This window comes from Chlamydiota bacterium (assembly GCA_016178055.1).
GTDB lineage: Bacteria > Auribacterota > JACPWU01 > JACPWU01 > JACPWU01 > JACOUC01.
In genome coordinates, this window is record JACOUC010000046.1 from 1 (window position 1) to 23,818 (window position 23,818).

Consider the following 23,818-nt stretch of genomic DNA (forward strand, 5'->3'; position numbering starts at 1 on the left):
CTTGGAAATCTCGATACGGCTTAAGCCAAGGATGATTGGATAGAGCAGAGAAAATATTTGTTCAGAAATCGTATACAGAGAATTGCGCTGCTCAAATTTGAGCGTACGCCCAATCAGGTGACGCCATCCAATCTGTTTTAAGAATAGGTGGAAAAGATAGACGCCGCCAAAATGAGTGAGGCGATTGGAATTGAATTTTATCTGTACTTTTTGAGCACCATAGGCCATACGCAAAAAGCGTACATTATGGACGGTTTTCGCGCAAGTAAGACAAGTTGCTAAAAATACGTCGGAATGGTATTATTCAAGCTAAATGCTGATTAAATCACGCAGGATCTAAGTTGATATTAAGTATCAACGCCCAATAATTAGCGCTTTTTTGAGAATACCCGCGAAAATCACACAAGGTATTTTTTATCTCTGATTCTTTAAAATTCTTAAACATCCACTCAACTGCAACTTTATCTCCATATTCCAAAATCCGCTTTATAATGTAGACAGGCCTATTCTGCGGTTTTAGTTCTGTAAAATTGACATCCCAAAAATATTTTTTCAGACTAGAAGGTAGTTTATTCATCTCTTCCTTCATAAAAAACAGCACACAAAGTTGAGAAGTTTGTAAAATCTTGCCGAGCCAGGAGTCGGCTCTCTGGTGAGGGATTAATATTCCACATTTTGGCGATTCAGTCTAAATTGTATCCACGAAAAGGCCGCAATTACGATAAAGAGAATATAGGCAATGGCTGAGGCATAGCCCATATGAAAATATTTAAATCCCTCTTTATACATCATCAAGACCACAGAAGTTGTGCTGTCTAAGGGACCTCCATCGGTCATGATATAAGGCTCTGCAAAAAACTGAAAATAACCAATACTGACCATGATACTAATAAAAAAAAGAGTGGGTTTTAAAAGAGGAATGGTAATATAAAAAAACGCTTGGATTCGATTGGCCCCATCAATATTGGAAGCTTCATACAAGTGAGGAGGGATGCCCTGTAAACCCGCAAGAAAAATGACCATGTAATATCCAAAATTTTTCCATAGGGCCATCAAAATTAAGGCGGGCATTGCCCACGTCACATCCCCAAGCCAATTCTTCCCTTCAATCCCAATGAGGCCTAAGAACCAATTAATGAGGCCAAACCTTGCATTATAGAGCCATCTCCAAACAACCGCAACCGCTACCATGGTCGTCACGACTGGAGTAAAAAAACCGACTCTAAAAAAAGTCCTAAATCTGACCACTGCACTGTTCAAAAGAATGGCGAGGAAAAGAGCTGTTCCCGTCGTTAAAGCACCACCTACAAGGACAAAAACAAAGGTGTTCCATAAGGCATGAAGGAAAATTTTATTCATCAGAAGATTTTTAAAATTGTCTAATCCTACAAACGAAACTTGATGGAGGTTAACAATCGAGCGAATATCCCAATTGGTAAAGCTCATTAAAAAGGACATCCCTGCTGGAGCAAAAAGGAAAACAATAAAAATAGTTAAACTGGGCAAAATAAACGCATAGGACTTTACATAGCGCTTGAGACGGCCTGAAAAATCAATGGCCCCCAAATCATGGCTTGATTTTTGCTTTGAAGAAACAAAATAAAGAACAAGAAAAAATCCGACAAGTCCTATAAAAAGACCTATGATAGTCCCCTTAAAAAGCGGGCTTTGAATAGGATGCTGATGGGTTAAAATTTTATTAATTTGATTGGATACTTTTTCCAAACACTCTTTAACGGTGCCCGCTCCAAAAATCACCTGTTCCATTCCATGATCAATAACTCCTGCAATCTCTTCCCACTCTGGAATCGAGGGAGGACTTTCAGTATCTTTGAGCTGTTCCCCAAAAACCCTGACCATTTCCAAATCTTTAAAATAGGGATCCCTCCATGCCGCCTGGGTCGAGGGTAAATCCTCTGTTATTTGATACCATTTCACTTGGATTTCAGGCTGATTCAAAAACTCAATCCATTTCCAAGCTAATTCGGGATGACGCGTATTCTTAAAAATGACCAGACTTGAACCTCCAACAAAGGATGTCATTCTTTCCTTACGAGGCAAGGTTGCAACCGCCCACTTTCCATCTAAATGAGGAACTTGATCATGAACTTGCCTCAACATCCATGGCCCACTGATAAACATGGGTAAAAAACCCTTATCGAAAGCATTAAAAATATCTGTCCCCGCGGCTAATTCTCGAGGAGCCAGCCCCTCTTCAAAAAAACGTTGATAAAATTGAAAGGCCTCGATTACACGAGGATCATTGACCTGTGAGGTCGTCCCATCTTCAGAAAGAATTTTTCCACCATTCTGCCAAACAAATGCCGAAATCTGCTGCCAATCACGCAAGGGAAGGCTAATCCCATAACTATCTTTTTTCCCATCTCCATCGATATCTTTTGCAAGTTTACGGCAGACCTCTAGAAGCTCGTCCCACGTCGTGGGGGCATGGTTAAAACCTACCTTGGCCAGGAGATCTTTTCGATAAAATAAAACCCTCGTATCAACATACCAAGGGATTCCATAGAGATTGGATTGGATAAAATTAACCTTCCATGCACTTTCAAAAAATTGATCCGCTTTGAGAGAGGATTTTTCCAAAAAGGAATCGAGAGGAAGAAGTACTTTCATGGCTTCAAATTCTGAAACCCATGTGCTTCCCAACTGACAAACATCGGGGGTTGATTCACCCGCAACCGCTGTAATTAACTTCTCATGAGCAGCCCCCCAGGGAATCGCTTGAACAATCATTTTAACGCCTGGATACTTTTCTTCAAAGACTTTAGCTAAGGGTCCAATCTTTTGACCTTCTTCCCCCATGGCCCAGACTTCAAGCTCTTCAACCTTTGCAAACAAAGGTCGAGTGTCCCCTATCCATGTTAAGAGAAAGAAGAAAAAAAACAGAAGTGAAAACCGACGCATGAAGCCCCCCCTAGCCCGAATTTCTCATCACATTTCTACTCAGAGCGCCAATTCCGCCTCGTCTGCGTCGTCAGACTCGGTCGGCCCTGCTCAACGTACTGTTGAGTACGCCTCACACGGCCTCGGTCGTCTTCCTAGCATCCAAAGCGGACTTGACGGTCGAGCTCAAGAAATCTGATGAGAAATCCGGGCTTAATTTTTGAAAGCGTTATCTTAAACCTTTCTGAGGCACTTTGTCACGCTATAAAAGATGTGAAATTTAAAGCTGTCCTCACCACAAAATATTTGATTCGTCCCAATCATTTCTCAACGCTCGTCTGTGGAAGCTCGAACACCTGTGCCGAACTTATCAAAGGAGGCAGTTTTAAAATGCGTTGCCATCATTTCAAGGACAATAAAGAGGCAACAAAAAAGGGACCTCCTTTTAACAGGAGATCCCTCTTTCCTTTAAAACAAGAATGGCTTAGTAATCCATTCCTCCACCCATACCGCCCATTCCACCCATACCGCCGCGAGGCATTCCGGAAGCCTTTTCCTCTTCTGGAATTTCTGTGACCATCGCTTCAGTGGTCAGAAGAAGAGAAGCAATACTGGATGCATTCTGAAGAGCACTGCGGGTCACTTTCGTTGGATCCGCAATACCGGCTTCAAACATATCTTCATACTCTAATGTCAATGCGTTAAAACCAATGTTCTTCTTTTCATTCTTAACGCGTTCAACAACAACAGAACCTTCCATACCCGCGTTATTTGCGAGCTGACGCAAAGGTTCTTCGATTGACCTTTTGATAATACCAACCCCAATTTGCTCATCCGCATCTTGAAGTTTGAGCTCAGCCAGTTTCAATGCACATCTTAAAAGAGCTGCACCTCCCCCGATCACAATTCCTTCTTCGACTGCTGCACGAGTGGCATGGAGCGCATCTTCTACACGGGCCTTCTTTTCCTTCATTTCGGTCTCAGTGGCTGCTCCCACATTGATCACAGCCACACCGCCTGCCAGCTTCGCAAGACGCTCTTGCAGCTTCTCTTTGTCATAATCAGAGGTCGTTTCATCGATCTGTTTACGGATCTGGGAAACCCTCGCCTGGATGGCTGAAGAACTTCCCGCCCCTTCCACGATGGTGGTGTTGTCTTTATCGATGGCGATTCTTTTTGCCTTTCCAAGATCTTGAAGCTGAATATTCTCAAGCTTAATTCCAAGATCCTCAGAAATGCATCGTCCACCGGTTAGAATGGCAATATCATCCATCATCGCCTTTCTGCGATCGCCAAAACCAGGAGCCTTCACCGCAACACAGGTGAATGTTCCACGAATTTTGTTAACGACCAAGGTTGCCAAGGCCTCACCCTCAACATCCTCTGCGATGATCAGGAAGGGCTTACCCGTCCTTGCAACTTTTTCCAAGAGAGGAAGCATATCCTTGAGATTAGAAATTTTCTTCTCATGGATAAGAATATAACAATCTTCCAAAATACATTCCATTCTCTCTGCATCGGTAATGAAATAGGGGGAAAGATAACCCTTGTCAAACTGCATTCCTTCCACCACATCCAGATGGGTTTCCATACTCTTGGCCTCTTCGACTGTGATCGTCCCATCCTTACCAACTTTTTCCATCGCCTCTGCAATAATATCACCAATGGTGGTGTCATTGTTGGCAGAAATAGTGGCAACCTGCGCAATTTCTTTCTTGTCCTTGACGCTCTTACTCATCTTCTTCAGTTCCTGGACAATGACTTCAACAGACTTTTCAATTCCCCTCTTAATCAGCATGGGATTGGCGCCTGCTGTCACGTTCTTTAATCCTTCACGATAAATCGCCTCAGCCAAAACAGTCGCTGTGGTCGTTCCATCACCCGCAACATCACTGGTCTTGCTGGCTACTTCGCGAACCATTTGAGCACCCATATTTTCGTAAGGGTCTTTCAGTTCAATCTCTTTTGCTACGGTCACACCATCTTTAGTAATGGTAGGTGATCCGAACTTTTTATCGAGAACAACATTGCGTCCCTTAGGACCCAATGTGACCTTGACAGCCTTGCTTAATTGTTCCACACCGCGAAGGATGGACTGCCGTGCATCTCCGCTGAATCGTATTTGTTTAGCCATTTCCTTTTCTCCTTAATTTATATTAAGTCCTATGATCACTTACTTATTTCACGACCGCCAAAACTTCATCCTCTCTCAAAATGAGATACTCTTCATCGCCCACCTTCACTTCGGTTCCAGAATATTTACCAATCAAAACCTTATCCCCTTCCTTCACTTGAAATGGGATGGTCTTTCCTTCATCCGAAACCTTGCCATGCCCGAGGGAAACCACTTCCGCTTCCATGGGCTTTTCCTTGGCTGTATCAGGAATAATAATTCCTCCCTTTTTAACCTCTTTTTCCTCAACCCTCTTCACAAGGATTCGATCTGCTAAAGGTTTTACCTTCATTATTGGACTCCTTTCATCATTATTATTGACTCGTTATTGATCTTTCTTTTTTCCCTTTTCATCCACCACTTCATAGTCTGCATCAATCACGTCTTCAGGCTGGTTTTCTTTTTTCCCAGCCTTTTCTGAGGCTTGATGACCTTGACTTTCTTGAGAAGCAGATGCCTTCTGATAAAGCTCTCCTGAAATCTCCTGCCACACCTTGATCAACTCTTCACTTCGCTCGTCGATAACCGTTTTATCTTCAGAACTTAAAACTTCTTTAACTTTCTTAATCGCCCCCTCTAAACGTTCTCGATGAGGCTCACTGATCTTGTCTTTCTGTTCAGTCAAAAACTTTTCACTTTGATAAACGGTATTATCTGCCTTATTACGAGACTCGATCACCTCTCTTTTTTTCCTATCCTCGTCTGCAAATTTCTCAGCATCTTTCACCATATTCTGAATTTCAGATTCGGTGAGACCACTCGAGGCCTGAATCTTAATCTTCTGCTCTTTTCCAGTCCCTAAATCTTTGGCCGAAACATGCAGAATTCCATTCGCATCGATGTCAAACGTCACTTCGATTTGAGGAACTCCTCTGGGAGCCGGAGGAACACCCACCAACTGAAATCTCCCAATGGTTTTATTATCCTTGGCCATTTGCCGTTCACCTTGAAGAACATGAATCTCAACACTCGTTTGAGAATCCGAAGCCGTACTAAAGATTTCACTTTTCTTTGTGGGAACCGTCGTGTTTCGCTCAATCAATTTAGTGGCAACTCCTCCCAAGGTTTCAATCCCGAGAGAAAGAGGGGTCACATCCAAAAGCAAAACATCCGTCACCTCGCCCTTGAGAACCCCCGCCTGAATGGCCGCACCTACAGCCACCACTTCATCCGGATTCACCCCTTTATGAGGCTCCTTCTCAAAAAACTCTTTCACAATCTGCTGAACCTTTGGCATTCGCGTCTGTCCACCGACCAAAATGACTTCGTCAATCTCCGATGTAGCGAGCTTGGCATCTTTCATAGCCTGTGTCACAGGGCCCACCGTTCTCTGGACCAAATCACCTACCAGCTGCTCCAACTTTGAGCGTGTTAATTTCACTGTCAAATGCTTCGGACCTGAAGCATCCGCTGTAATAAAGGGAAGATTAATCTCCGACTCCTGGGCGCTTGAAAGCTCGCACTTTGCCTTCTCAGCCGCCTCTTTAAGCCTCTGAAGCGCCATCGGATCATTTCTTAAATCAATACCATTCTCTTTTTTGAATTCATCCGCAAGCCAATGCATAATTCTCTGATCAAAATCATCTCCGCCCAAATGCGTATCTCCATTCGTGGATTTCACCTCAAAAACACCATCGCCAATTTCAAGAATGGAAATGTCAAAAGTACCGCCTCCTAAATCATAAACGGCGATCTTCTCATTTTTCTTCTTGTCAAGTCCATAAGCTAAAGAAGCTGACGTCGGCTCATTAATAATCCGAAGAACCTCTAACCCCGCAATCTTACCCGCATCCTTGGTCGCCTGACGCTGACTATCATTAAAATAAGCCGGAACCGTAATGACCGCTTGAGTCACTTTTTCACCCAAATAAGCTTCAGCATCCTCTTTGAGTTTCTGAAGAATCATGGAAGAAATTTCAGGGGGCGAATAAACCTTATCTCCTATTTTCACATGCGCATCGTTATTCGATGCAGCTTGAACCTGATAAGGGACCAACTTAATTTCCTGTTGAACCTCTGAAAACTTGCGCCCCATAAATCTTTTAATCGAAAACACCGTGTTTTGCGGATTGGTGACTGCCTGCCGCTTTGCAGTGAGTCCCACCAAACGATCTCCACTTTTGGCAAACCCAACAATCGAAGGCGTCGTCCTTCCTCCCTCTCTATTTGCAATAACAACAGGCTCTCCACCTTCAAGCACTGCAACACATGAATTCGTCGTTCCTAAATCAATGCCAATCACTTTACCCATGCGTTCACATCCTTTCTCCAAAAGAAGTCAAAAAAGCTCGTCTCAAAATATAGCAATTGCCATGCCTAAATTTATTATGAATCATATTTTTTATATCTACTTTTAAATAAATAAGTTAGGAAATCAAATATAGAAAGACTTCTCATAAAGTGCAAAAATAAGAGACAGATTGTCTCTATGGACTGGGACATTAGGGGACGAGTTAATTGATTAACTTTCTTGTTTTTACACACTCGTTTCCAGACTGTCCAAAAATGTAGCAGGCTTGTGCGAAAATATAGGGGTTGGGTGTGCTCTGGTGTGCTCTGAAGTAAAGGAGGTCTAAACAGCTGAAAATGCTGTCTGTGCGGGACTCATCCCCGTACTGAAGTTCGCGATTATGCAAATGCACTGGAGTGATCCGCATTTGTAGAAGGACAGCATAATCAAAGAATAAATTAAAGAGTTTTTTGTCGGTTTAGGGGTGCTCACTTTTATCTTGCATATAACCTCTATCGCATTCTTGATGAATGGTTGCGTATGAGACTTCGATGTCTTAAAGAAGCTCGAAAGTGGCGAACGGACAATAAACGCTTCCGTATCCGCCGTTTCTATCGAATGGGGTTACTCTCATTTGAAGATGAGTTCCTAATGAAAAGGGCCAAGGCATGACCTCTTCTATTTTCCTGTATAGAACAACTCTACGGGGTCGCTAACTACGAGAAAATCGTTTGGTTTAAAAGGATGCGTGTCATTGTCTCACGCGTCAGGCGACGATTGGGGGCTGGTGGGGTAACCCTCCAGCCTACCAGCTAACGATGACTTAAAAAGCCAAGTCATCATTCCCACAGGAAAAACAAAAAAACAAAAAAAAGAGAACTGCCTCTAAGAAAATGTGCGAAAAATTATTGACACTACCCAACGATTTAACATCAATAGTTATGGAGTTGTCGGATGGTATTGTTCGAAGGTGAGGGAAAAGTTGAAGGAAGATAGGAGATTTGAGAAAAGGGTGAGAGGGATTAGGGAGCGGTTGAGAGCAATCATACAACAAAAGACTTGATACCATGAAAAAAATAAGCGCCACCCTGATATGATGAATGGTGTTAGAAAACATCAACCAAAAGGAGGCGCTTATGTACTACGTTGGACTCGACATCCACAAGAGATATTGTATCAGCGCAGTGATGAACAAGGATCAGAACCAACTTTCTACCCTTGTCTTATATTCCTGGAAAGGAGACAAGACAGGTTAAGAGTTATTTGAGATATCGAGCAGCCTTGACAGCCCTAAGCACACAAATCAAAAACAAGATTCACGCGCTTCTGGATCAGCATGTATTTTTAGAAAAAGAAACACTCGCCCAATTATCGGATATTTTTGGGAAGCAGGGATTGGAACTTCTGACTAAAGTTGTTTTACCCGGAGACGACACGGAAATACTCAAGTCCTGGCTAGGAATACTAGAACACCTTCACAAGGAAATTCTGAGAGCAAATCAATGGACCCGGCAACATATCAAGGAAGATTTTATTTGTAGAATTCTAAAAAGCATTCCAGGAATTGGTGATACGTTTGCAATATTAATTCGTTATGAGATTGATGAAATCCATAGATGACCCCTAATCTTTCAAGGGCCCAAGCAGCCGTGGATCGAAGAACGGGGTTAGGATGATGAAGTAGGAGAGTAAGTGCACTCGAGGCTTGAGGATCTTCTAGAAGGCCTAATGACTGGGCTGCACATATTTTAACACCATCATTAGGATCACTTAAAAGTTTGATTAAATGCGGCACGCTACGCTTGTCTTTAATATTTCCTAAGGCGATGGCCGCATGCCATTTTACTTCTTTAGAATCATCTTTAAGGGCATTTAAAAGGGGTCCAACGGATTCGGGATCTGTCAACTTCCCAAGCGAATAGGCTGCGAACCAACGTTTTTGAACGTCTGAAGAGCTTAAGTCCTGAATATAATCGTGTGCAGTTTTATGAGTAAAAGACGATTTTTGAACCCAAATAACGGCCACCACCAAGATCAAGATCATGAATAATGGAATGATAAAAAAATCGATAATACGGCGCATTTTTCACTCACGCTTAAAAGTTAAAATGTCTCCCTTGCAATAGCATTAGAAATTTTGGATTTTAGGTTGTCATTTTGCATTTTGATTTTTGATTTTTGTTATTGAACTTATCTCAAACTGCTCTTCAATAAAAGCACTTCCATCCTCATTCAAACACCAATTCTTAGCCTCAATATCCGTCCCCTTTGCAATTGCAAAAATGAGATAAGAATAAACAGGCCAGGCATGCTGAAAATCAGTTTGAGAAGGCTTCGCAGGGTGATCGGGATGAGAGTGATAGATTCCCACCATCTCTAGACCTTGTCTGGCAATCTCTTTTTCCACACGCATAAAACCAATAGGATCCATATTATAACGGTCCGCCGCTCGCTCTTTATTTAAATTCTCAATAGGATAGGCCCCAAGCGCCTCTTTCACCTCTCCATTTATTCTCCCCACCAAAACTCCGCAGCATTCGTAAGGGTAGGATTGTTTCACGCAAGCTAAAATCTGATCGCATGCCTTTTTTTGAAGTTTTAACATAAATTCCCCGCCCATGATTTAAATCCAGTCATGAAAATGAGACGTTGTTACTGGCTATTCCCCTCCTTTGTACCCCAAAGGGGAGGAACTCAATTTTCATCCACTTGGGTGGACTGAAAGTTCATGATGATAAAAATCAAAATGACATATTAAAATTTAAAATGATTTCATGATCTATGACATAGATATATTTTGGATTTTAATTTGTCATTTTTCATTTTGATTTTTAAATTTTGAATTATCTTTATTCCCATACTCTCGTCGTTAAATACTTATCCCCTCCATCAGGGAAAACACCGACAATTAAACCTTCCTTTAATTGACCCGCAACTTTTAAAATTCCGCAGAGCACAGCACCCGATGATTGGCCAACAAGTATTCCCTCTTCTCTAGCCAGTGCCCGAGTCATCTCGTAAGCATCTTCAGTTTCAATCGAAATTTTCTGATCCAAAAATTTTTCATTGTAAATTCCGGGAACAATCGATGAAGCCATGTGCTTCATTCCCTCCAAACCATGAAGCGCATCAGCAGGCTCAACCGCAATGACTTGAATCTTTGAATTGTGAGCCTTGAGCCCTCGTCCTGTTCCCATCACGGTTCCCCCTGTACCTATGCCAGCCACTAAATGAGTCACCTGACCCGAAGTTTGCTCCCAAATTTCCTGGGCCGTCGTTTCTTCATGAGCCTTAGGATTAAAAGCATTGTTGTATTGGTCCGGCATAAAATATTTTGACGGATTTTTCTTAAACCGGCGATGGGCTTCTCGAATGGCACCATCTGAACCTTCCAGGGGATCGGAATAAATGACGTTGGCCCTATAGGCAGCCAAAATTTTCCTTCTTTCTTCACTCACATTTTCAGGCATGACGAGTTCAACTTGATAACCGCGAAAAGCAGCAATCATAGCGTAAGCAATGGCCGTATTTCCAGAAGAAGAGTCTAAGACGACCTTATCGGGGTTAAGTTTTCCAGATTTCTCCCCCTCTAAAATCATCCTCAGGGCAGGACGATCCTTCACAGACCCTCCTGGATTAAACCATTCAGCCTTGATATCAATTTGAATAGAGGGGAACTGAGCTCCTAAACGCTGAAGGCGAATTAAAGGGGTGTTACCGATTAAATCAAGAATTGTCTTAGAATCCATCCTATTTTTCATGGGGGGCGATTTTATAATAAAGGACTAAAGTTTGACAATGAATAACGACCATGAAAATCCAAAAATCAAATATCCCGCCAAAGGCGAGGCTCGCCACAGGCGGAAAAAATCTTGTCGGACAACGTAAAACTTAAAATATCTCCCTTGCAACAGCATTAGAAATTTTAGATTTTAATATGTCATTTTGCATTTTGACTTTTGAATTTTAAATTAAAAAGAGGCTTTGGCCTCCAGTTGTTCTTGCCAGGTACTTCGAATGGCACCAAGGCGATTCAAAACATCTGCGAAAGAAGCTCCATTATCAATTTCACGCATCAGATCATCATTGACTGATCCCAAAAAAGTGACATAATTCTTATTCATTGTAGACATATAAAAATTCTGGAGAATTATGGAAAAGAATATATCTCACTCAAATGGAAATAATTTTACAATAAAAGAATTGACGACTCATCCTTTACCCGCTTCAAAAAAGATTTATCTTCAGGGAACTCGATTTGATATCCAAATTCCGATGAGAGAAATTAGTCTCTCCCCCACACAAACCTCACAAGGGAAAATAGAAGAAAATTTGCCTTTCACCGTTTATGATACCTCGGGTCCCTACACGGATCCAAAAACCTTAATCGACATTCGGAAAGGATTAAAACCCTTTAGGCAGACGTGGATTCTAGAAAGGAAGGATGTAGAGGAACTCCATCAAGTTTCTTCAGAATATGGTCGTAATCGATCCCTTGATCCAACGCTTTCTCATCTTCGTTTTCAACATGTTCGAAAACCTCTTCGAGCCAAAAAGGGAATGAACGTAAGTCAAATGCATTACGCCCGTCAAGGGATCATCACCCCTGAAATGGAGTTTATTGCGATTCGAGAAAATCAAAGGCAAGAAGACTTAAAGTCCGAAAATAGAATTTCAAACCAACACCCTGGAAACAGTTTTGGAGCCAGCATTCCTCGCTACGTTACCCCCGAATTTGTCCGGGATGAGGTGGCAAAAGGCCGAGCTATTATCCCAGCCAATATCAATCATCCTGAACTGGAACCCATGATCATTGGTCGAAATTTCCTCGTTAAAATTAATGCCAATATTGGCAATTCTGCCATTGCCTCCTCTATCGAAGAAGAAGTGGAAAAAATGATTTGGTCTATTCGTTGGGGATCCGATACGGTGATGGATCTTTCGACTGGAAAAAATATTCATGAAACCCGAGAATGGATTTTGCGTAACTCCCCCGTCCCCATGGGAACGGTTCCTATTTACCAGGCCCTTGAAAAGGTTAATGGAAAAGCGGAAGAATTGACTTGGGAAATTTACCGTGACACCTTAATCGAACAGGCCGAGCAAGGGGTGGATTATTTCACCATTCATGCAGGGGTTCTTTTACCCTACGTCCCTCTCACAGCCAAGCGAGTGGCCGGGATTGTCTCCCGAGGTGGATCGATCATGGCAAAGTGGTGTTTGTCCCATCATAAAGAAAATTTTCTTTATACTCATTTTGAAGAAATTTGCGAAATCATGAAGGCCTATGATGTTTCTTTTAGCCTCGGAGATGGCTTGAGACCCGGCGCCATTAGGGATGCGAACGACGAAGCTCAATTTGCCGAATTAAAAACATTGGGAGAATTAACAAAAATTGCCTGGAAACACGATGTCCAAACGATGATTGAAGGCCCCGGACATGTCCCGATGCAACTCATTAAAGTCAATATGGAAAAAGAGCTTGAAGAATGTCATGAAGCCCCATTCTATACCTTAGGCCCTCTAACCACCGATATTGCTCCAGGGTATGACCATATTACATCTGCCATTGGGGCAGCCATGATTGGATGGTTTGGTTGTGCCATGCTTTGTTATGTGACCCCTAAAGAACACTTAGGTCTCCCGGACCGCGAAGATGTGAAAGCGGGAGTCATTGCCTATAAAATTGCAGCCCATGCGGCCGATCTGGCCAAGGGCCATCCAAGTGCCCAAAGAAGGGATAACACTCTTTCAAAAGCCCGTTTTGAATTTCGCTGGGAGGATCAGTTTAATTTATCACTCGACCCCCAAACAGCCAAATCTTTTCATGACGAGACCCTGCCTGCCGAAAATGCAAAGGTAGCTCATTTTTGCTCGATGTGCGGCCCTCATTTTTGCTCGATGAAAATCACAGAGGATGTGAGGCAATATGCCGCAACAAAAGCCCTCGATGAAAAATCTGCGCTTGAAGTAGGAATGAAAGAAAAGGCGGAAGAATTTAGAGAAAAGGGAGCTGAGATTTATCAGTAAAAATGGATAGATTGATTAGGTTTGGGATATCTTTTTATATATACAGAAGATTATCAAATATGTTAATCTTCTGTATATGAGAAATATCGGGCTTCTTGAACAACGAAAAAGGTCTTTTTTTACGGTGGAAGACATTTCCCGATCTCTGGGGCTTTCCATTCCTTCCACACGAGTCTTTTGCAGCCGCAAGACAAAATCGGGCGAGTTTATTCGTGCAAGACGAGATTTGTACATTCTGTCTGAAGCTTTTAAACAATGGGATGAAAGAGATTATTTTATCTTGGCCAATGTGATTCAAACACCCTCCTATGTCTCTCTAACAACGGCCCTCTCCTATTATGAATTAACGACACAACTCGTTCCAACCCTGATTGAGTCTATTAACCCCATTCGAAGTGATACGTACGAAGTGGAAAGAATTCGCTTTCAATACCACTTCTCTCAGTCCAAAAATTATTTTGGCTACGAAAAGAAAGAAGGCTTCTTTATTGCACAACCCGAAAAGGCTCTTCTGGACAGTCTTTATCTTCTGTGGTTGGGAAGATACGCCTTGGACGAAAATGCACTTCATTTAAAAACGATTCAGTGGATTCAGATCGAAAAATGGCTAGAAGGTTATTCCGAACGCTTCAAAAAATTTGTCAAAGATTGGAAGAAAATCCATGCACATTCTCCAACAACATGAACAGATGGAAATGAAAATTTTAGATCACATGCGCAAAGTCAAAATACTTGACGCTTTGATCTTTGGGGGTGGAACCATGCTGCGTCTATGTTTTGATCTGCCGCGTTATTCTGTAGATTTAGATTTTTATCTTAAAGCAGAACGAAAGGCCTTCCTACCTCAGGCAAAAAAATTCACAGATTCTTTAGAAGAGATGGGTGCTAAAATCAAGGACCATGCTGAAAAATACTTTTCTTTTCTATGGGAAATCAGAATTCCATCCTATTCCCGTCATCTTAAAATTGAAATACGAAAATTATCTGACCAGGCCAAGGACACTCAACTAAACATCGCTCATTCCCCATTTTCTTCACTTCAAGTAAGACTTCGAACGCTGACCCTTAAACAGATGTGGCTGAATAAAATCATGGCCCTAAGCGAGCGAAAAGAAGTTCGAGATGCCTATGACTTGGAATTTCTAACGCGAAGAGGTGGAGGTGATTTTAAAACACTGACAAAAAGCCGTATCGAAAAGCTCCTTCAAGTCCTCAACGCCTTCTCGAAGCAAGAACTTAAAGCGATGGGAAGTGTTTTAGAAAAAGAGGAAAGAGAAATGATTGCAAGTAACCGCTTTGATTATTTAAAATCAAAAATTGAGGCCGCCCTTTCTTACTCAACACTGGCAGAATAATCAGGCCCCTCCCAAACCGTGACTTTCTCAATTTGACAAGGGTGGTCCTTAAATTTTCCCTTCAGCTGGTCAAAAATCCATGTCGCGATATTTTCGGCAGAAGGGTTCACTTTGTCAAAGGGGGAAACCTCATTGATATAGGCATGTTTAAACGGTTTAATAAGAGGATCCAGCGCATCTTTTAATTCAATAAAATCCATGGCCATTCCTTCATGATCCAGTCCTTTTCTCTTTCCTAATACCTCTACTTTCCAACTATGCCCATGAAGCGGCTCCGGAGCACCATGATATTCTCTGAGGTTATGCGCAGCTTCAAAGGTGGCTTCGATCCGAATGGTGTACGATTTTTTTTTAGTTCTATCACGCATTTCTTTGTAGGTATATTCATAACCAGGGGCAAACTCTATTTTCCCAACAAGATCTCTCAAATCTAAGTTCTTTTTCATATTTCTAAGCCTAGATGAATTTTGACGGCCCATTCAACTTTCTCGAGACTTTCTGAGGAAATAACTCCAAGGAAATTCTTTATTCTCGATTTATCAATGGTTTTGATCTGATTAGCCTTTACTTTTGAGTCACTTGTCAACCCGCCTTCTTTTGCCTTAATGAGAACTTCAAAAGGATATACTTTTTGTACTTTTGAGGTGATGGGAAGTACAGTAACCGTGCCTGCCTCTTCATTGTTCACATTATTAGAGACAATAAGGCAAGGTCTTATCTTACCAGTCTCCTTCCCAACCACTGGATCCAAGTTGACCCAATAAATCTCACCCCTCTGAATCAAGGCCGTCTCCTAGGGTGCTTTCCCATTCTTTGTTGATTAGCAAATCCTCTTGTCGAGTAGTTCGATAGCCCTCTCTCAGTTTGTAGAAGAGTTTCCTTCTCTTTTCCTCCATGGCTTTTTCTTTTAAGAGATGAGCAATAAAAGAAGATTTGTTTTTCTTTCCTTTCAGTATTTCTGCAATGTCTTGTGGCAGAGTAAGATTAAAACGGATAGAGTGCATAGGTTTATCTCCTAAACGAATAATACACAATATCATGCGCAATTAAAACAAAAAAATATTATTAAGATGTGCATCTTAATGCGTTAAATAATGCTCAGTTTACGAATCGCCCAATCCACATGTTCCTGAATAATGATATTTTGGATTTTTTCCTTCATGGCCTTGAGCGTAGGCAAGAATTCTTTCTCTCCTGAATTTCCCATGACAATCACTGCATTTCGAAGAAGACCTTCGTATTTCAGACGTTTTAGTGGACTTTCAAAAAAGAGAGTTTGAAATTCTTCTGGGGTGAACTCCGATATTTTTTCTAAAGATAAAGTACCAGGTCCCTTTTCGTTTAAACTTTCTCTTGGAAAAAAATCTTCAACCGATGTCACAATTGGATCCCGATTCCAGGGGCATACCTCCTGACAAATGTCGCAACCAGCAAGGTGGTCTCCCATCCCTGAACGCTGTTCAGGAGGAATAACCCCTCGATGCTCAAGAGTCCAATAACTGATACAAGCCCGTGCATCTAAAACGCCTGGACCTTTAAAAGCCTGCGTCGGACAAGCATCTAAACATCGCTTACAGGTGCCACAATGATTAAAATTAAACGGAGCATCATAGACCAATTCTAAATCAGTTAAAATTTCTCCTAAAAATAAAAAAGATCCCTTTTGAGGATGAATCAATAATGTGTTTTTCCCAATCCAACCCAGCCCTGCTCTTTGGGCATAACTTCTTTCTAGAATCGGCCCTGTATCCACATAAGATTTGGTCTTGGCAATAGGAGAAATAGATTCATGAATAAATTTTTCAACCTCTTCTAATTTTGTTAAAACAACTTTGTGATAGTCCTTCCCCCATCCATAATTGGAAATCTTTCCCATCTCTTGATTTTTAACTTTTGATTTTTCTCCTGTGTAATAGTTAAGGGCGCAACAAATCATGGATTTGGCGCCACTTAAAATAAGTTGAGGATTTCCCCTTTTTTGACGTCCCTTTTCAAGATACAACATCTCCCCGGCATATCCCTTGTCAAGCCAAGCTTCAAAAAATGCATGGTGACTCGAAGACGTTGCTGAGGTGATTCCAACGAGGTCAAAACCCAGACCCAAAACCTTTTCTTTGATTTTCTTCGTAGCATCAGAACATTTTAATATTGGAGCACTTGAATCCATATCCTCTATTTAGACACGATTATCACAATAGTTCCAGAGATTACCATTTCTATAAACCTTATTGATTTTTTGGCCCAATTCGAGCATGATGTTGGAACGTTTTTCTGGTACGGGGTGTAGCGCAGCCTGGTAGCGCACCTGCCTTGGGCGCAGGGGGTCGTGAGTTCGAATCTCGCCACCCCGAAAATTCAATCAAAACCATCACAACCCATTGGCGTAGGATTAAGCTTCCCTTGGAAATTAAAGCTCCACTATCTGAAGGAGAGGCCAAATCGTTCTGGTTTTTCCATTAAATCTTTTACTGCCTTAAGAAAAATTTCAATATCTGTCAGATGGTGATGAAGGATATCGTAGAGTTCTTCGGGCATAATTTCAGCGTAAAAGTGAACCAGTCTATTTCGATATCCGGCTATTTTTGTCAAATTTCCTTTAGCAAATTCAGGAGAAACAATTCCCTTTTCTCCCAGAAGACGTGCCATCTCTTTGTAAGTTCCTCCCTTGTAACCGCCGGGCAATCGCGACAAAATATGAGATGAAATATTAAAAATACCCTCCAAGGCCCGGTGCAAATAATACTGGGCTAATTTAAATGGATCCCCTTCAGAAAATATTTTAAAGGGGATGACACTGAGCTTCCCAAGTTCAGAAAGCTCTCCCTGGATTCCATTGACTCGAACAAGCAGTGATTCCTTTTCAAGAGGAAGAGGTGTCATGAGATCCTTGTTAGAATTGCTTCTTCAAAAATACGCCGATAAGGCTCAAAATCTGCATGCTCTGTAAGAGTGCGTTCGATGAAACGGCCTCTTTTGACGGGATGACCATCATACAAAACTTTGCCATAAGAAATAACTTGATACCGAAGCTGAACGGTTGCCTGGTCCAAGAACACGATGTCAATATTCACTTTCTCCTCGACCCAATCTTGTAGAAGGTCATAAATTTTTTGATAAAGGACCTCCGTTCCTTTTATTAAGATTGAAGGATTTTCGAGAAGAAGGCCAAAATCATAGTCGCTGTCTTTTCGTTCAATTCCTTGTACTCGAGAACCAAATAGGTAAAGAGTCGCAACTCCAAGTTCCTTAAGGGTTTGCTCCACTACCTTAGAAATTTCCATGGCTTTATGTTAGCATGATTATCCAACGCTAGACAATAGTGTTCATGAATCAGATTTGTGATCGAGGAAAAGATGGTTTATAATAATAGCTGGGTTTGTTTAATAAAAATTTAAGGAGGCAATATGAAACGCGTTTTTATTCAAAGTATGTTTCTTTTGTCTTTTATGCTTTTTTGTACCTTGCAACTTCCTCGAGCTGAAGGAATAAGAGACACGATCTATGAAGAAGAAACTCTTGTAACACCTTCTAATTCTGTTCCTTGTCCAAAATGCGGATCTCCAGAAAATGTTATTCCTATTGTCTATGGCTACCCGAGCCAGGGATTAATGGATAGAGCCGACCAGGGAAAAGTGAAATTAGGGGGATGCGTGATTGGAGGAAATGATCCTCATTATTATTGTAAGAAGTGCGAACAAAGCTGGTAATACTTTTCTACACCCTATCGGAGGTTATGCATGCGAGAAGCACTCGAAACCTTGAAAGAAGAAATACAAACGTTTTATCCTCCCCAGACACTCCAAGAAAAAGCTACCCTTAAAAGCCCTCAAGAGTACGAAGCCCTTTATCGAGAATCCATTGAACATCCGGAGACTTTTTGGGCAAGAGAAGCTGAAGGGAACTTGAGCTGGTTCAAAAAATGGAACCAGGTCATGGCGTATGACTTCTCTCAAATTGGAGAAAATGAAAAACCTTATTGCCAGTTTTTTATCGGGGGAAAACTCAATGCGACTTACAATTGTTTAGATCGTCATCTCTTAACTTGGCGAAGGAATAAGGCCGCCCTTATTTGTGTTGGAGAAAAAGAAGGGGATGAGAGAATTCTCACCTATCAAAGACTTCATCAAGAGGTTTGTCGATTAGCTAATGTCTTAAAAAAACATGGGATTCGAAAAGGCGATCGCGTTACGATTTTCCTCCCCATGATTCCCGAGCTCCCCATAGCGGTTCTGGCATGCGCTCGAATGGGGGCCATTCATTCTGTTGTCTTTTCTGCCTTCAGTTCTGAATCTCTTAAAAATAGAATTTTGGATTGTGATTCAAGAATGGTACTCACGGCCGACATTGGTTTTCACGGTGGAAAAACAATTGAATTAAAAACCAAAGTCGATGAGGCCTTATCCGCCTGTCCTAATGTTAAAAAGGTCTTGGTCTATCAACGAGGAAAAGAAAAAATTTCTCTACAATCTGGCCGAGATTTGATTTGGCAGGAAGAAATAAATTCAAAAGATATTTCTCTTTCTTCTTCTCCTGAAGTCATGGATTCCGAAGATCCACTCTTTATCCTTTACACCAGTGGATCTACCGGAAAACCCAAAGGGGTTTTGCACACGACAGCCGGATATTTACTCCAAACCCATCTTACTTTTAAACATATTTTTGACATCAAAGACGATGACCTTTTCTGGTGTACAGCCGATGTCGGCTGGATTACAGGACACTCTTATCTTATTTATGGACCTCTTTCGAATGGCGCCAGTGTTTTGATGTTTGAAGGAATTCCAACCTATCCAGAGCCTGATCGCTTTTGGAAAATCATTGAGCATTATCGTGTGAGCATTTTTTATACAGCTCCAACGGCCATTCGAGCCTTGATAAAACTTGGGGATGAGTGGCCTAATCAACGCGACCTTTCTTCCCTAAGAATTTTGGGAAGCGTGGGAGAGCCTATTAATCCCTCGGCTTGGCTCTGGTATTACCACGTCATTGGAAAAGGGCGCTCTCCTATCATGGACACGTGGTGGCAAACTGAAACCGGAGGGATCATGATCAGCGCCCTTCCCGGGGCCATTGCGACTAAACCGGGTTCTGCCTCAAAACCCTTCTTTGGGGTTTTACCTGAAGTTCTTAGAGTGGATGGAACAAAAGCCGATATCAACGAGAAAGGCTCACTGGTCATTTCTAAACCCTGGCCGGGAATGTTGAGAGGGGTTTATGGAGAACCCAAATACGAGAGCATTAAAAAAATTTATTTCTCTCAATTCCCTGGAAAATATTTTACTGGAGATGGCTGCAAAATCGATGAGGATGGTTTTTACTGGCTTCAGGGCCGGATCGATGATGTCATCAATGTTTCAGGACATCGAATCAGTACGGCCGAGGTGGAACATGTCCTGGTGTCTCATCCAGCAGTAGCCGAAGCAGCCGTGGTGGGCTATCCCCATGAGATTAAGGGACAAGGAATTTACTGTTTTGTCACGCTCAAAAAAGGATATGAATCTTCTGGAATATTTGAAAAAGAACTTATTTCTCACGTCAGAAAAGAAATCAGTCCCATTGCGACTCCAGACAAAATTCAATTAAGTGAAGCCCTCCCTAAAACCCGTTCAGGGAAAATTATGCGCCGCATCTTAAGAAAAGTTGCAGAGGGCGAGATTCATGCCCTTGGCGATACATCGACCTTAGCAGATCCGACGGTGGTGGACTTATTGGTGAAGGGAAAAAAATAAAGCAGAAAATGATTTATTGTCTAATTTTAAGAAAATTCTTGAGCAATTTCTTGCCTTCCAGGGTCAGAATAGACTCTGGATGGAATTGAACACCCCAGACAGGTAGGGTTCGGTGTCTCACCGCCATGATTTCATCTTGATCCGTTTTACCCACAACTTCCAACACTGCAGGAACCGTTTTAGGATCAATCACCAAAGAGTGATACCGTGTTGCCTCAAAAGGGTTTTTCAAATTCTGAAAAATTCCCTTTCCATCATGATAGATCAAAGAGGTTTTTCCATGCATGAGTCGCGGGGCTCTTATAATATCGCCTCCATAAACTTGACCAATGCATTGATGACCCAGACAAACACCTAAAATTGGAATTTTGCCGGCAAGGGAGCGAATAATATCATTCGAGATTCCAGCCTCTTTCGGTGTACAGGGACCCGGTGAAATGACAATCCAATGGGGTTTTAAATTTTCAATTTCTTTGACGGTAATTTCATCATTTCGGAAGACCTTTGGGTCTTCTCCCAATTCCCCAAAATATTGGACAAGGTTATAGGTAAATGAATCGTAATTATCGATAACAAGTAGCATGGATTTTTAGTTTTTGTTTTTTCTTTGAACTCTTGCCCCGTTGAATAACGGGGTTAAACTTTGAACTTTTTTTGTTATTTCCACAGCCTTTAACATCCCTTTGGCTTTATTCAGCGTTTCCTGATACTCCTTTTCTGGAATAGAATCGGCAACAATGCCAGCACCCGCCTGAAGATAAATCATCCCATCCTTCAAAAGAAGCGTTCGAATGGTAATACAAGAATCCAAGTCTCCGGAAAAACTGAAATAACCAATGGCGCCCGCATAAGGCCCTCGATGAATATTTTCCAATTCTTCAATAATCTGCATGGCCCGAATTTTAGGAGCTCCTGTTACAGTCCCTGCCGGAAACGCGGCCTTGAGAACATCAAAGGCGTCCTTGCCTTGCGCCAACTTCCCCACAACATCCGAAACAATGTGAATCACATGAGAATATTTTTCAATCACCATTCGCTCAGGGACCTCGACAGATCCAAATTTGGATACGCGTCCCACATCATTTCTACCTAAATCCACCAACATCAAATGCTCAGCCCGCTCTTTAGGATCTTCCAAGAGCTGCTTCTCCAAATCTTTATCCTCTTCAGGATCCTTCCCGCGAGGACGGGTTCCCGCAATGGGACGGACCTCAACACGGCCTTCCTCACATCTCACTAAAATTTCCGGAGAGGTCCCCACCAAATGAAAATTGTTCATTTTCAAAAGGAACATATAAGGGGATGGATTAATCGATCTCAATACACGATATAGAAGAACGGGATCCAAGCGCTCTTGAATTGAAAACCGCTGTGAAAGAACCACCTGAAAAACATCGCCCGCACGAATATATTCCTTGGCCCGCTCAACATTTTTTTCGAAAAATTTTTGAGAAACATTCGACTTCAGTTTTCCAAGTTTTAAAAACTTACTTTCATCAGACCATTCAATGGGTTTTAATTTTTTTGGGCTTGAGAGTTGTCTCTCAACCCGATGAATCCTCTTTAGCGCCTCTTCGTAAGAGACTTCGGGACGTGTCCCTTCTTTAATAAAAGCATTGGCAATCATTTTAAGCCGGTGCTCGACATGATCAAAAGCGATTAATGTATCAGCAAAAATAAAGCACATATCGGGAAGATTTAAATCATTGAAATTCTTTTGATGAATCCCATCAAAAAAATTGACCATTCCATACCCAATATAGCCAACCGCTCCTCCAAAAAAACGGGGGAGACGCTCGTCTCGAACAACCTGATAATCCTTTAAATATTTCTTCAGTTCATCTAAGGGATTGCCTTCCACCTGATAACGTTTAACCTTTTTCCCCTCTTGAAAAGTAACGTCCCTCCCCCGATTTGAAAAAACCCAGCGAGGAGAACTCCCCAGAAAAGAATACCGCCCAATTCTTTCATTTCCTTCTACACTCTCAAGCAAGAAAGAAAAATCACCTTGCGCCATTTTGAGATAAGCCGATACGGGTGTCTCAAAATCAGCCAAGATTTCTTTAACAACAGGAATGAGATTCCCACGCTTGGATTTTTCTAAGAATTCTTTTTTTGAAGGATGAATCATATTTTTTTTAAATTAAAAATCAAAATGCAAAAGTCAAAATTGTGGTAGAAATTTATTACAACCATCTGTCTTCTGAATTTGCAAACAATTTTAAATTTTGATATGTCATTTTGATTTTTGATATTTCATTTTTGATATTTTTGTTCTGGGTCAAATACCTTCTCACCCACAACACTAGTTTCATCTCCCACAAGCTGCGTATAAAAACATGAACGATAGCCATCGTGACAGGCTCCTCCAATTTGTTCAACCTTGATTAAAAGGGTATCCTTATCACAATCATAATAAACTGATTTTACATGTTGAAAATGACCGGATGTTTCTCCCTTGAGCCAAAATTTTTTGCGGGAGCGACTCCAAAAAGAAGTTTTCCCATCCTTCAGTGTTGCCTTCAAAGAATCTAAATTCATATAGGCCATCATCAAAACCTCTAACGTTTTCTCATCTTGAATAATGACAGGAATGAGACCTTCTTCACTCAATTCTAAATTCTCTAATTTGAATTTCATAACCTCACCTCAACCCCTTTTCCTTTTAAAAACTGTTTAACGTTTGAAATAGAAAATTCCTTATAATGAAAAATCGATGCCGCCAATACGGCATCCGCTTCTCCATCAACCAAGACTTCGTATAAATGCTCTAATCGACCTGCCCCACCCGAGGCAATAACAGGAACCGGGACCCCTCGTGAAATCGCACGGGTAATTTCTAAATCATAACCTTCCTTCGTCCCGTCTTGATCCATACTGGTTAAAAGAATTTCTCCTGCCCCCATTTCAACCACTTTTCTTGCCCAATCTACGGCATCTAGTTCGGTTGGCTTTCGTCCTCCATGGGTATAAACTTCCCATCGCTTGCCTTTTTTCTTTACATCCATCGCAACAACGATGCATTGACTTCCAAATTTTTTGGCGGCAGATTTTACCAATTCAGGATGAAGGACAGCCGCTGTATTGATTGAAACCTTATCCGCCCCTGCCTTCAAAAGACGGCGGATGTCTTCTAAAGATTGAATTCCACCTCCCACCGTAAGAGGCATAAAAACTTGCTCAGCAGTTCTAGACACCACATCTAAAATAATTCCACGATCTTCCGATGATGCCGTAATATCCAGAAAAACAAGTTCATCCGCTCCCTGGTCATCATAAAATTTTGCAACGGAAACAGGATCACCCGCATCCTGGAGATTCAAAAATTTTGTCCCCTTGACGACCCGGCCTTTATCGACATCGAGACACGGAATAATGCGTTTGGCTAACATGAAAAACC

At 41.7% G+C, this 23,818-nt stretch carries 24 protein-coding genes and 1 tRNA gene; 6 read left to right on the forward strand and 19 right to left on the reverse strand.

The annotated features are described in order from the left end of the window. Positions 1 to 325 precede the first annotated feature (325 nt). The 9 genes from HYS07_06875 to HYS07_06915 form a co-directional block, all read right to left on the reverse strand. Positions 326 to 577, reverse strand: a complete 252-nt coding sequence (locus HYS07_06875; protein MBI1870897.1) for a hypothetical protein — start codon at positions 575 to 577, stop codon at positions 326 to 328. 83 nt (positions 578 to 660) lie between these two features. Then, the gene (locus tag HYS07_06880; GenBank protein MBI1870898.1) at positions 661 to 2,922 is read right to left on the reverse strand and encodes an extracellular solute-binding protein; all 2,262 of its coding nucleotides are present in this window, start codon (positions 2,920 to 2,922) and stop codon (positions 661 to 663) included. A gap of 463 nt (positions 2,923 to 3,385) precedes the next feature. Further along, positions 3,386 to 5,035, reverse strand: coding sequence for a chaperonin GroEL (gene groL / locus HYS07_06885; protein ID MBI1870899.1), 1,650 nt, complete (start codon positions 5,033 to 5,035; stop codon positions 3,386 to 3,388). A 43-nt stretch (positions 5,036 to 5,078) separates the two neighbouring features. After that, complete coding sequence (locus HYS07_06890; GenBank protein ID MBI1870900.1) at positions 5,079 to 5,366, reverse strand: co-chaperone GroES; 288 nt, start codon at positions 5,364 to 5,366, stop codon at positions 5,079 to 5,081. A gap of 33 nt (positions 5,367 to 5,399) precedes the next feature. Continuing rightward, entirely contained in the window at positions 5,400 to 7,325 is a 1,926-nt protein-coding gene (dnaK, locus tag HYS07_06895) for a molecular chaperone DnaK (GenBank protein ID MBI1870901.1), read from the reverse strand. A 1,510-nt stretch (positions 7,326 to 8,835) separates the two neighbouring features. Then, positions 8,836 to 9,387, reverse strand: coding sequence for a HEAT repeat domain-containing protein (locus HYS07_06900; GenBank protein ID MBI1870902.1), 552 nt, complete (start codon positions 9,385 to 9,387; stop codon positions 8,836 to 8,838). A 69-nt stretch (positions 9,388 to 9,456) separates the two neighbouring features. Next, positions 9,457 to 9,909, reverse strand: coding sequence for a M67 family metallopeptidase (locus tag HYS07_06905; protein MBI1870903.1), 453 nt, complete (start codon positions 9,907 to 9,909; stop codon positions 9,457 to 9,459). 244 nt (positions 9,910 to 10,153) lie between these two features. Next, a complete protein-coding gene (locus HYS07_06910; GenBank protein ID MBI1870904.1) occupies positions 10,154 to 11,065 on the reverse strand; it encodes a cysteine synthase in 912 nt (303 codons plus the stop codon). A 210-nt stretch (positions 11,066 to 11,275) separates the two neighbouring features. Continuing rightward, positions 11,276 to 11,437 (reverse strand): hypothetical protein, encoded by a 162-nt coding sequence (locus HYS07_06915; protein MBI1870905.1) that lies wholly within the window; start codon positions 11,435 to 11,437, stop codon positions 11,276 to 11,278. Positions 11,438 to 11,456: 19 nt separating this feature from the next. Between HYS07_06915 and thiC the strand changes: the two genes are divergently transcribed. The 3 genes from thiC to HYS07_06930 all read left to right on the forward strand — a co-directional run bounded on the left by thiC (position 11,457) and on the right by HYS07_06930 (position 14,689). Further along, positions 11,457 to 13,334 (forward strand): phosphomethylpyrimidine synthase ThiC, encoded by a 1,878-nt coding sequence (thiC, locus tag HYS07_06920; protein ID MBI1870906.1) that lies wholly within the window; start codon positions 11,457 to 11,459, stop codon positions 13,332 to 13,334. Between the two features lie 124 nt (positions 13,335 to 13,458). Then, on the forward strand, positions 13,459 to 14,019 hold the full coding sequence (locus HYS07_06925) for a hypothetical protein (GenBank protein ID MBI1870907.1): 561 nt from the start codon (positions 13,459 to 13,461) through the stop codon (positions 14,017 to 14,019). After that, positions 13,997 to 14,689, forward strand: a complete 693-nt coding sequence (locus tag HYS07_06930; GenBank protein ID MBI1870908.1) for a nucleotidyl transferase AbiEii/AbiGii toxin family protein — start codon at positions 13,997 to 13,999, stop codon at positions 14,687 to 14,689. The genes HYS07_06925 and HYS07_06930 overlap by 23 nt, the downstream gene beginning before the upstream one ends. On the opposite strand, the gene HYS07_06935 is transcribed toward HYS07_06930, so the two are convergent. The 4 genes from HYS07_06935 to queG all read right to left on the reverse strand — a co-directional run bounded on the left by HYS07_06935 (position 14,668) and on the right by queG (position 16,856). Then, on the reverse strand, positions 14,668 to 15,135 hold the full coding sequence (locus HYS07_06935) for a 6-carboxytetrahydropterin synthase (GenBank protein MBI1870909.1): 468 nt from the start codon (positions 15,133 to 15,135) through the stop codon (positions 14,668 to 14,670). The genes HYS07_06930 and HYS07_06935 overlap by 22 nt on opposite strands. Next, positions 15,132 to 15,470 carry a type II toxin-antitoxin system PemK/MazF family toxin gene (locus HYS07_06940; protein MBI1870910.1) on the reverse strand — a complete coding sequence of 113 codons (339 nt, stop codon included), beginning with the start codon at positions 15,468 to 15,470 and terminating at the stop codon, positions 15,132 to 15,134. The genes HYS07_06935 and HYS07_06940 overlap by 4 nt, the downstream gene beginning before the upstream one ends. Further along, positions 15,457 to 15,693: a hypothetical protein gene (locus HYS07_06945; protein MBI1870911.1), complete on the reverse strand. Its 237-nt coding sequence runs from the start codon at positions 15,691 to 15,693 to the stop codon at positions 15,457 to 15,459. Before HYS07_06945 ends, HYS07_06940 begins: the two co-directional genes overlap by 14 nt. Before the next feature lie 83 nt (positions 15,694 to 15,776). Beyond that, a complete protein-coding gene (queG, locus tag HYS07_06950) occupies positions 15,777 to 16,856 on the reverse strand; it encodes a tRNA epoxyqueuosine(34) reductase QueG (GenBank protein ID MBI1870912.1) in 1,080 nt (359 codons plus the stop codon). A 110-nt stretch (positions 16,857 to 16,966) separates the two neighbouring features. Between queG and HYS07_06955 the strand changes: the two genes are divergently transcribed. Beyond that, a tRNA-Pro gene (locus HYS07_06955) sits at positions 16,967 to 17,040 on the forward strand. 67 nt (positions 17,041 to 17,107) lie between these two features. On the opposite strand, the gene HYS07_06960 is transcribed toward HYS07_06955, so the two are convergent. After that, a complete protein-coding gene (locus HYS07_06960; protein MBI1870913.1) occupies positions 17,108 to 17,569 on the reverse strand; it encodes a DUF86 domain-containing protein in 462 nt (153 codons plus the stop codon). Continuing rightward, the gene (locus HYS07_06965) at positions 17,566 to 17,970 is read right to left on the reverse strand and encodes a nucleotidyltransferase domain-containing protein (GenBank protein MBI1870914.1); all 405 of its coding nucleotides are present in this window, start codon (positions 17,968 to 17,970) and stop codon (positions 17,566 to 17,568) included. The genes HYS07_06960 and HYS07_06965 overlap by 4 nt, the downstream gene beginning before the upstream one ends. Positions 17,971 to 18,186: 216 nt before the next feature. Between HYS07_06965 and HYS07_06970 the strand changes: the two genes are divergently transcribed. Together HYS07_06970 and acs are read left to right on the forward strand one after the other, a co-directional pair. Beyond that, entirely contained in the window at positions 18,187 to 18,396 is a 210-nt protein-coding gene (locus tag HYS07_06970; protein ID MBI1870915.1) for a hypothetical protein, read from the forward strand. Positions 18,397 to 18,426: 30 nt separating this feature from the next. Then, the gene (gene acs, locus HYS07_06975) at positions 18,427 to 20,418 is read left to right on the forward strand and encodes an acetate--CoA ligase (GenBank protein MBI1870916.1); all 1,992 of its coding nucleotides are present in this window, start codon (positions 18,427 to 18,429) and stop codon (positions 20,416 to 20,418) included. A 13-nt stretch (positions 20,419 to 20,431) separates the two neighbouring features. Here acs and HYS07_06980 read toward each other — a convergent pair whose 3' ends face one another. From HYS07_06980 to hisF, 4 genes are all read right to left on the reverse strand, one after another. Further along, the gene (locus HYS07_06980) at positions 20,432 to 21,001 is read right to left on the reverse strand and encodes an aminodeoxychorismate/anthranilate synthase component II (GenBank protein ID MBI1870917.1); all 570 of its coding nucleotides are present in this window, start codon (positions 20,999 to 21,001) and stop codon (positions 20,432 to 20,434) included. A gap of 6 nt (positions 21,002 to 21,007) precedes the next feature. Next, positions 21,008 to 22,549: an anthranilate synthase component I gene (gene trpE, locus HYS07_06985; protein MBI1870918.1), complete on the reverse strand. Its 1,542-nt coding sequence runs from the start codon at positions 22,547 to 22,549 to the stop codon at positions 21,008 to 21,010. A 125-nt stretch (positions 22,550 to 22,674) separates the two neighbouring features. Then, entirely contained in the window at positions 22,675 to 23,058 is a 384-nt protein-coding gene (hisI, locus tag HYS07_06990; protein MBI1870919.1) for a phosphoribosyl-AMP cyclohydrolase, read from the reverse strand. Beyond that, on the reverse strand, positions 23,055 to 23,810 hold the full coding sequence (hisF, locus tag HYS07_06995; protein ID MBI1870920.1) for an imidazole glycerol phosphate synthase subunit HisF: 756 nt from the start codon (positions 23,808 to 23,810) through the stop codon (positions 23,055 to 23,057). The genes hisI and hisF overlap by 4 nt, the downstream gene beginning before the upstream one ends. Positions 23,811 to 23,818 lie beyond the last annotated feature (8 nt).

Excerpts from the sequence above, each read along its gene's own strand:
- HYS07_06875 (MBI1870897.1), bottom strand. The coding sequence starts at position 577 with ATGAATAAACTACCTTCTAGTCTGAAAAAATATTTTTGGGATGTCAAT.
- HYS07_06880 (MBI1870898.1), bottom strand. The coding sequence starts at position 2,922 with ATGCGTCGGTTTTCACTTCTGTTTTTTTTCTTCTTTCTCTTAACATGG.
- groL (MBI1870899.1), bottom strand. The coding sequence starts at position 5,035 with ATGGCTAAACAAATACGATTCAGCGGAGATGCACGGCAGTCCATCCTT.
- HYS07_06890 (MBI1870900.1), bottom strand. The coding sequence starts at position 5,366 with ATGAAGGTAAAACCTTTAGCAGATCGAATCCTTGTGAAGAGGGTTGAG.
- dnaK (MBI1870901.1), bottom strand. The coding sequence starts at position 7,325 with ATGGGTAAAGTGATTGGCATTGATTTAGGAACGACGAATTCATGTGTT.
- HYS07_06900 (MBI1870902.1), bottom strand. The coding sequence starts at position 9,387 with ATGCGCCGTATTATCGATTTTTTTATCATTCCATTATTCATGATCTTG.
- HYS07_06905 (MBI1870903.1), bottom strand. The coding sequence starts at position 9,909 with ATGTTAAAACTTCAAAAAAAGGCATGCGATCAGATTTTAGCTTGCGTG.
- HYS07_06910 (MBI1870904.1), bottom strand. The coding sequence starts at position 11,065 with ATGAAAAATAGGATGGATTCTAAGACAATTCTTGATTTAATCGGTAAC.
- HYS07_06915 (MBI1870905.1), bottom strand. The coding sequence starts at position 11,437 with ATGTCTACAATGAATAAGAATTATGTCACTTTTTTGGGATCAGTCAAT.
- thiC (MBI1870906.1), top strand. The coding sequence starts at position 11,457 with ATGGAAAAGAATATATCTCACTCAAATGGAAATAATTTTACAATAAAA.
- HYS07_06930 (MBI1870908.1), top strand. The coding sequence starts at position 13,997 with ATGCACATTCTCCAACAACATGAACAGATGGAAATGAAAATTTTAGAT.
- HYS07_06935 (MBI1870909.1), bottom strand. The coding sequence starts at position 15,135 with ATGAAAAAGAACTTAGATTTGAGAGATCTTGTTGGGAAAATAGAGTTT.
- HYS07_06945 (MBI1870911.1), bottom strand. The coding sequence starts at position 15,693 with ATGCACTCTATCCGTTTTAATCTTACTCTGCCACAAGACATTGCAGAA.
- queG (MBI1870912.1), bottom strand. The coding sequence starts at position 16,856 with ATGGATTCAAGTGCTCCAATATTAAAATGTTCTGATGCTACGAAGAAA.
- HYS07_06960 (MBI1870913.1), bottom strand. The coding sequence starts at position 17,569 with ATGACACCTCTTCCTCTTGAAAAGGAATCACTGCTTGTTCGAGTCAAT.
- HYS07_06965 (MBI1870914.1), bottom strand. The coding sequence starts at position 17,970 with ATGGAAATTTCTAAGGTAGTGGAGCAAACCCTTAAGGAACTTGGAGTT.
- acs (MBI1870916.1), top strand. The coding sequence starts at position 18,427 with ATGCGAGAAGCACTCGAAACCTTGAAAGAAGAAATACAAACGTTTTAT.
- HYS07_06980 (MBI1870917.1), bottom strand. The coding sequence starts at position 21,001 with ATGCTACTTGTTATCGATAATTACGATTCATTTACCTATAACCTTGTC.
- trpE (MBI1870918.1), bottom strand. The coding sequence starts at position 22,549 with ATGATTCATCCTTCAAAAAAAGAATTCTTAGAAAAATCCAAGCGTGGG.
- hisI (MBI1870919.1), bottom strand. The coding sequence starts at position 23,058 with ATGAAATTCAAATTAGAGAATTTAGAATTGAGTGAAGAAGGTCTCATT.
- hisF (MBI1870920.1), bottom strand. The coding sequence starts at position 23,810 with ATGTTAGCCAAACGCATTATTCCGTGTCTCGATGTCGATAAAGGCCGG.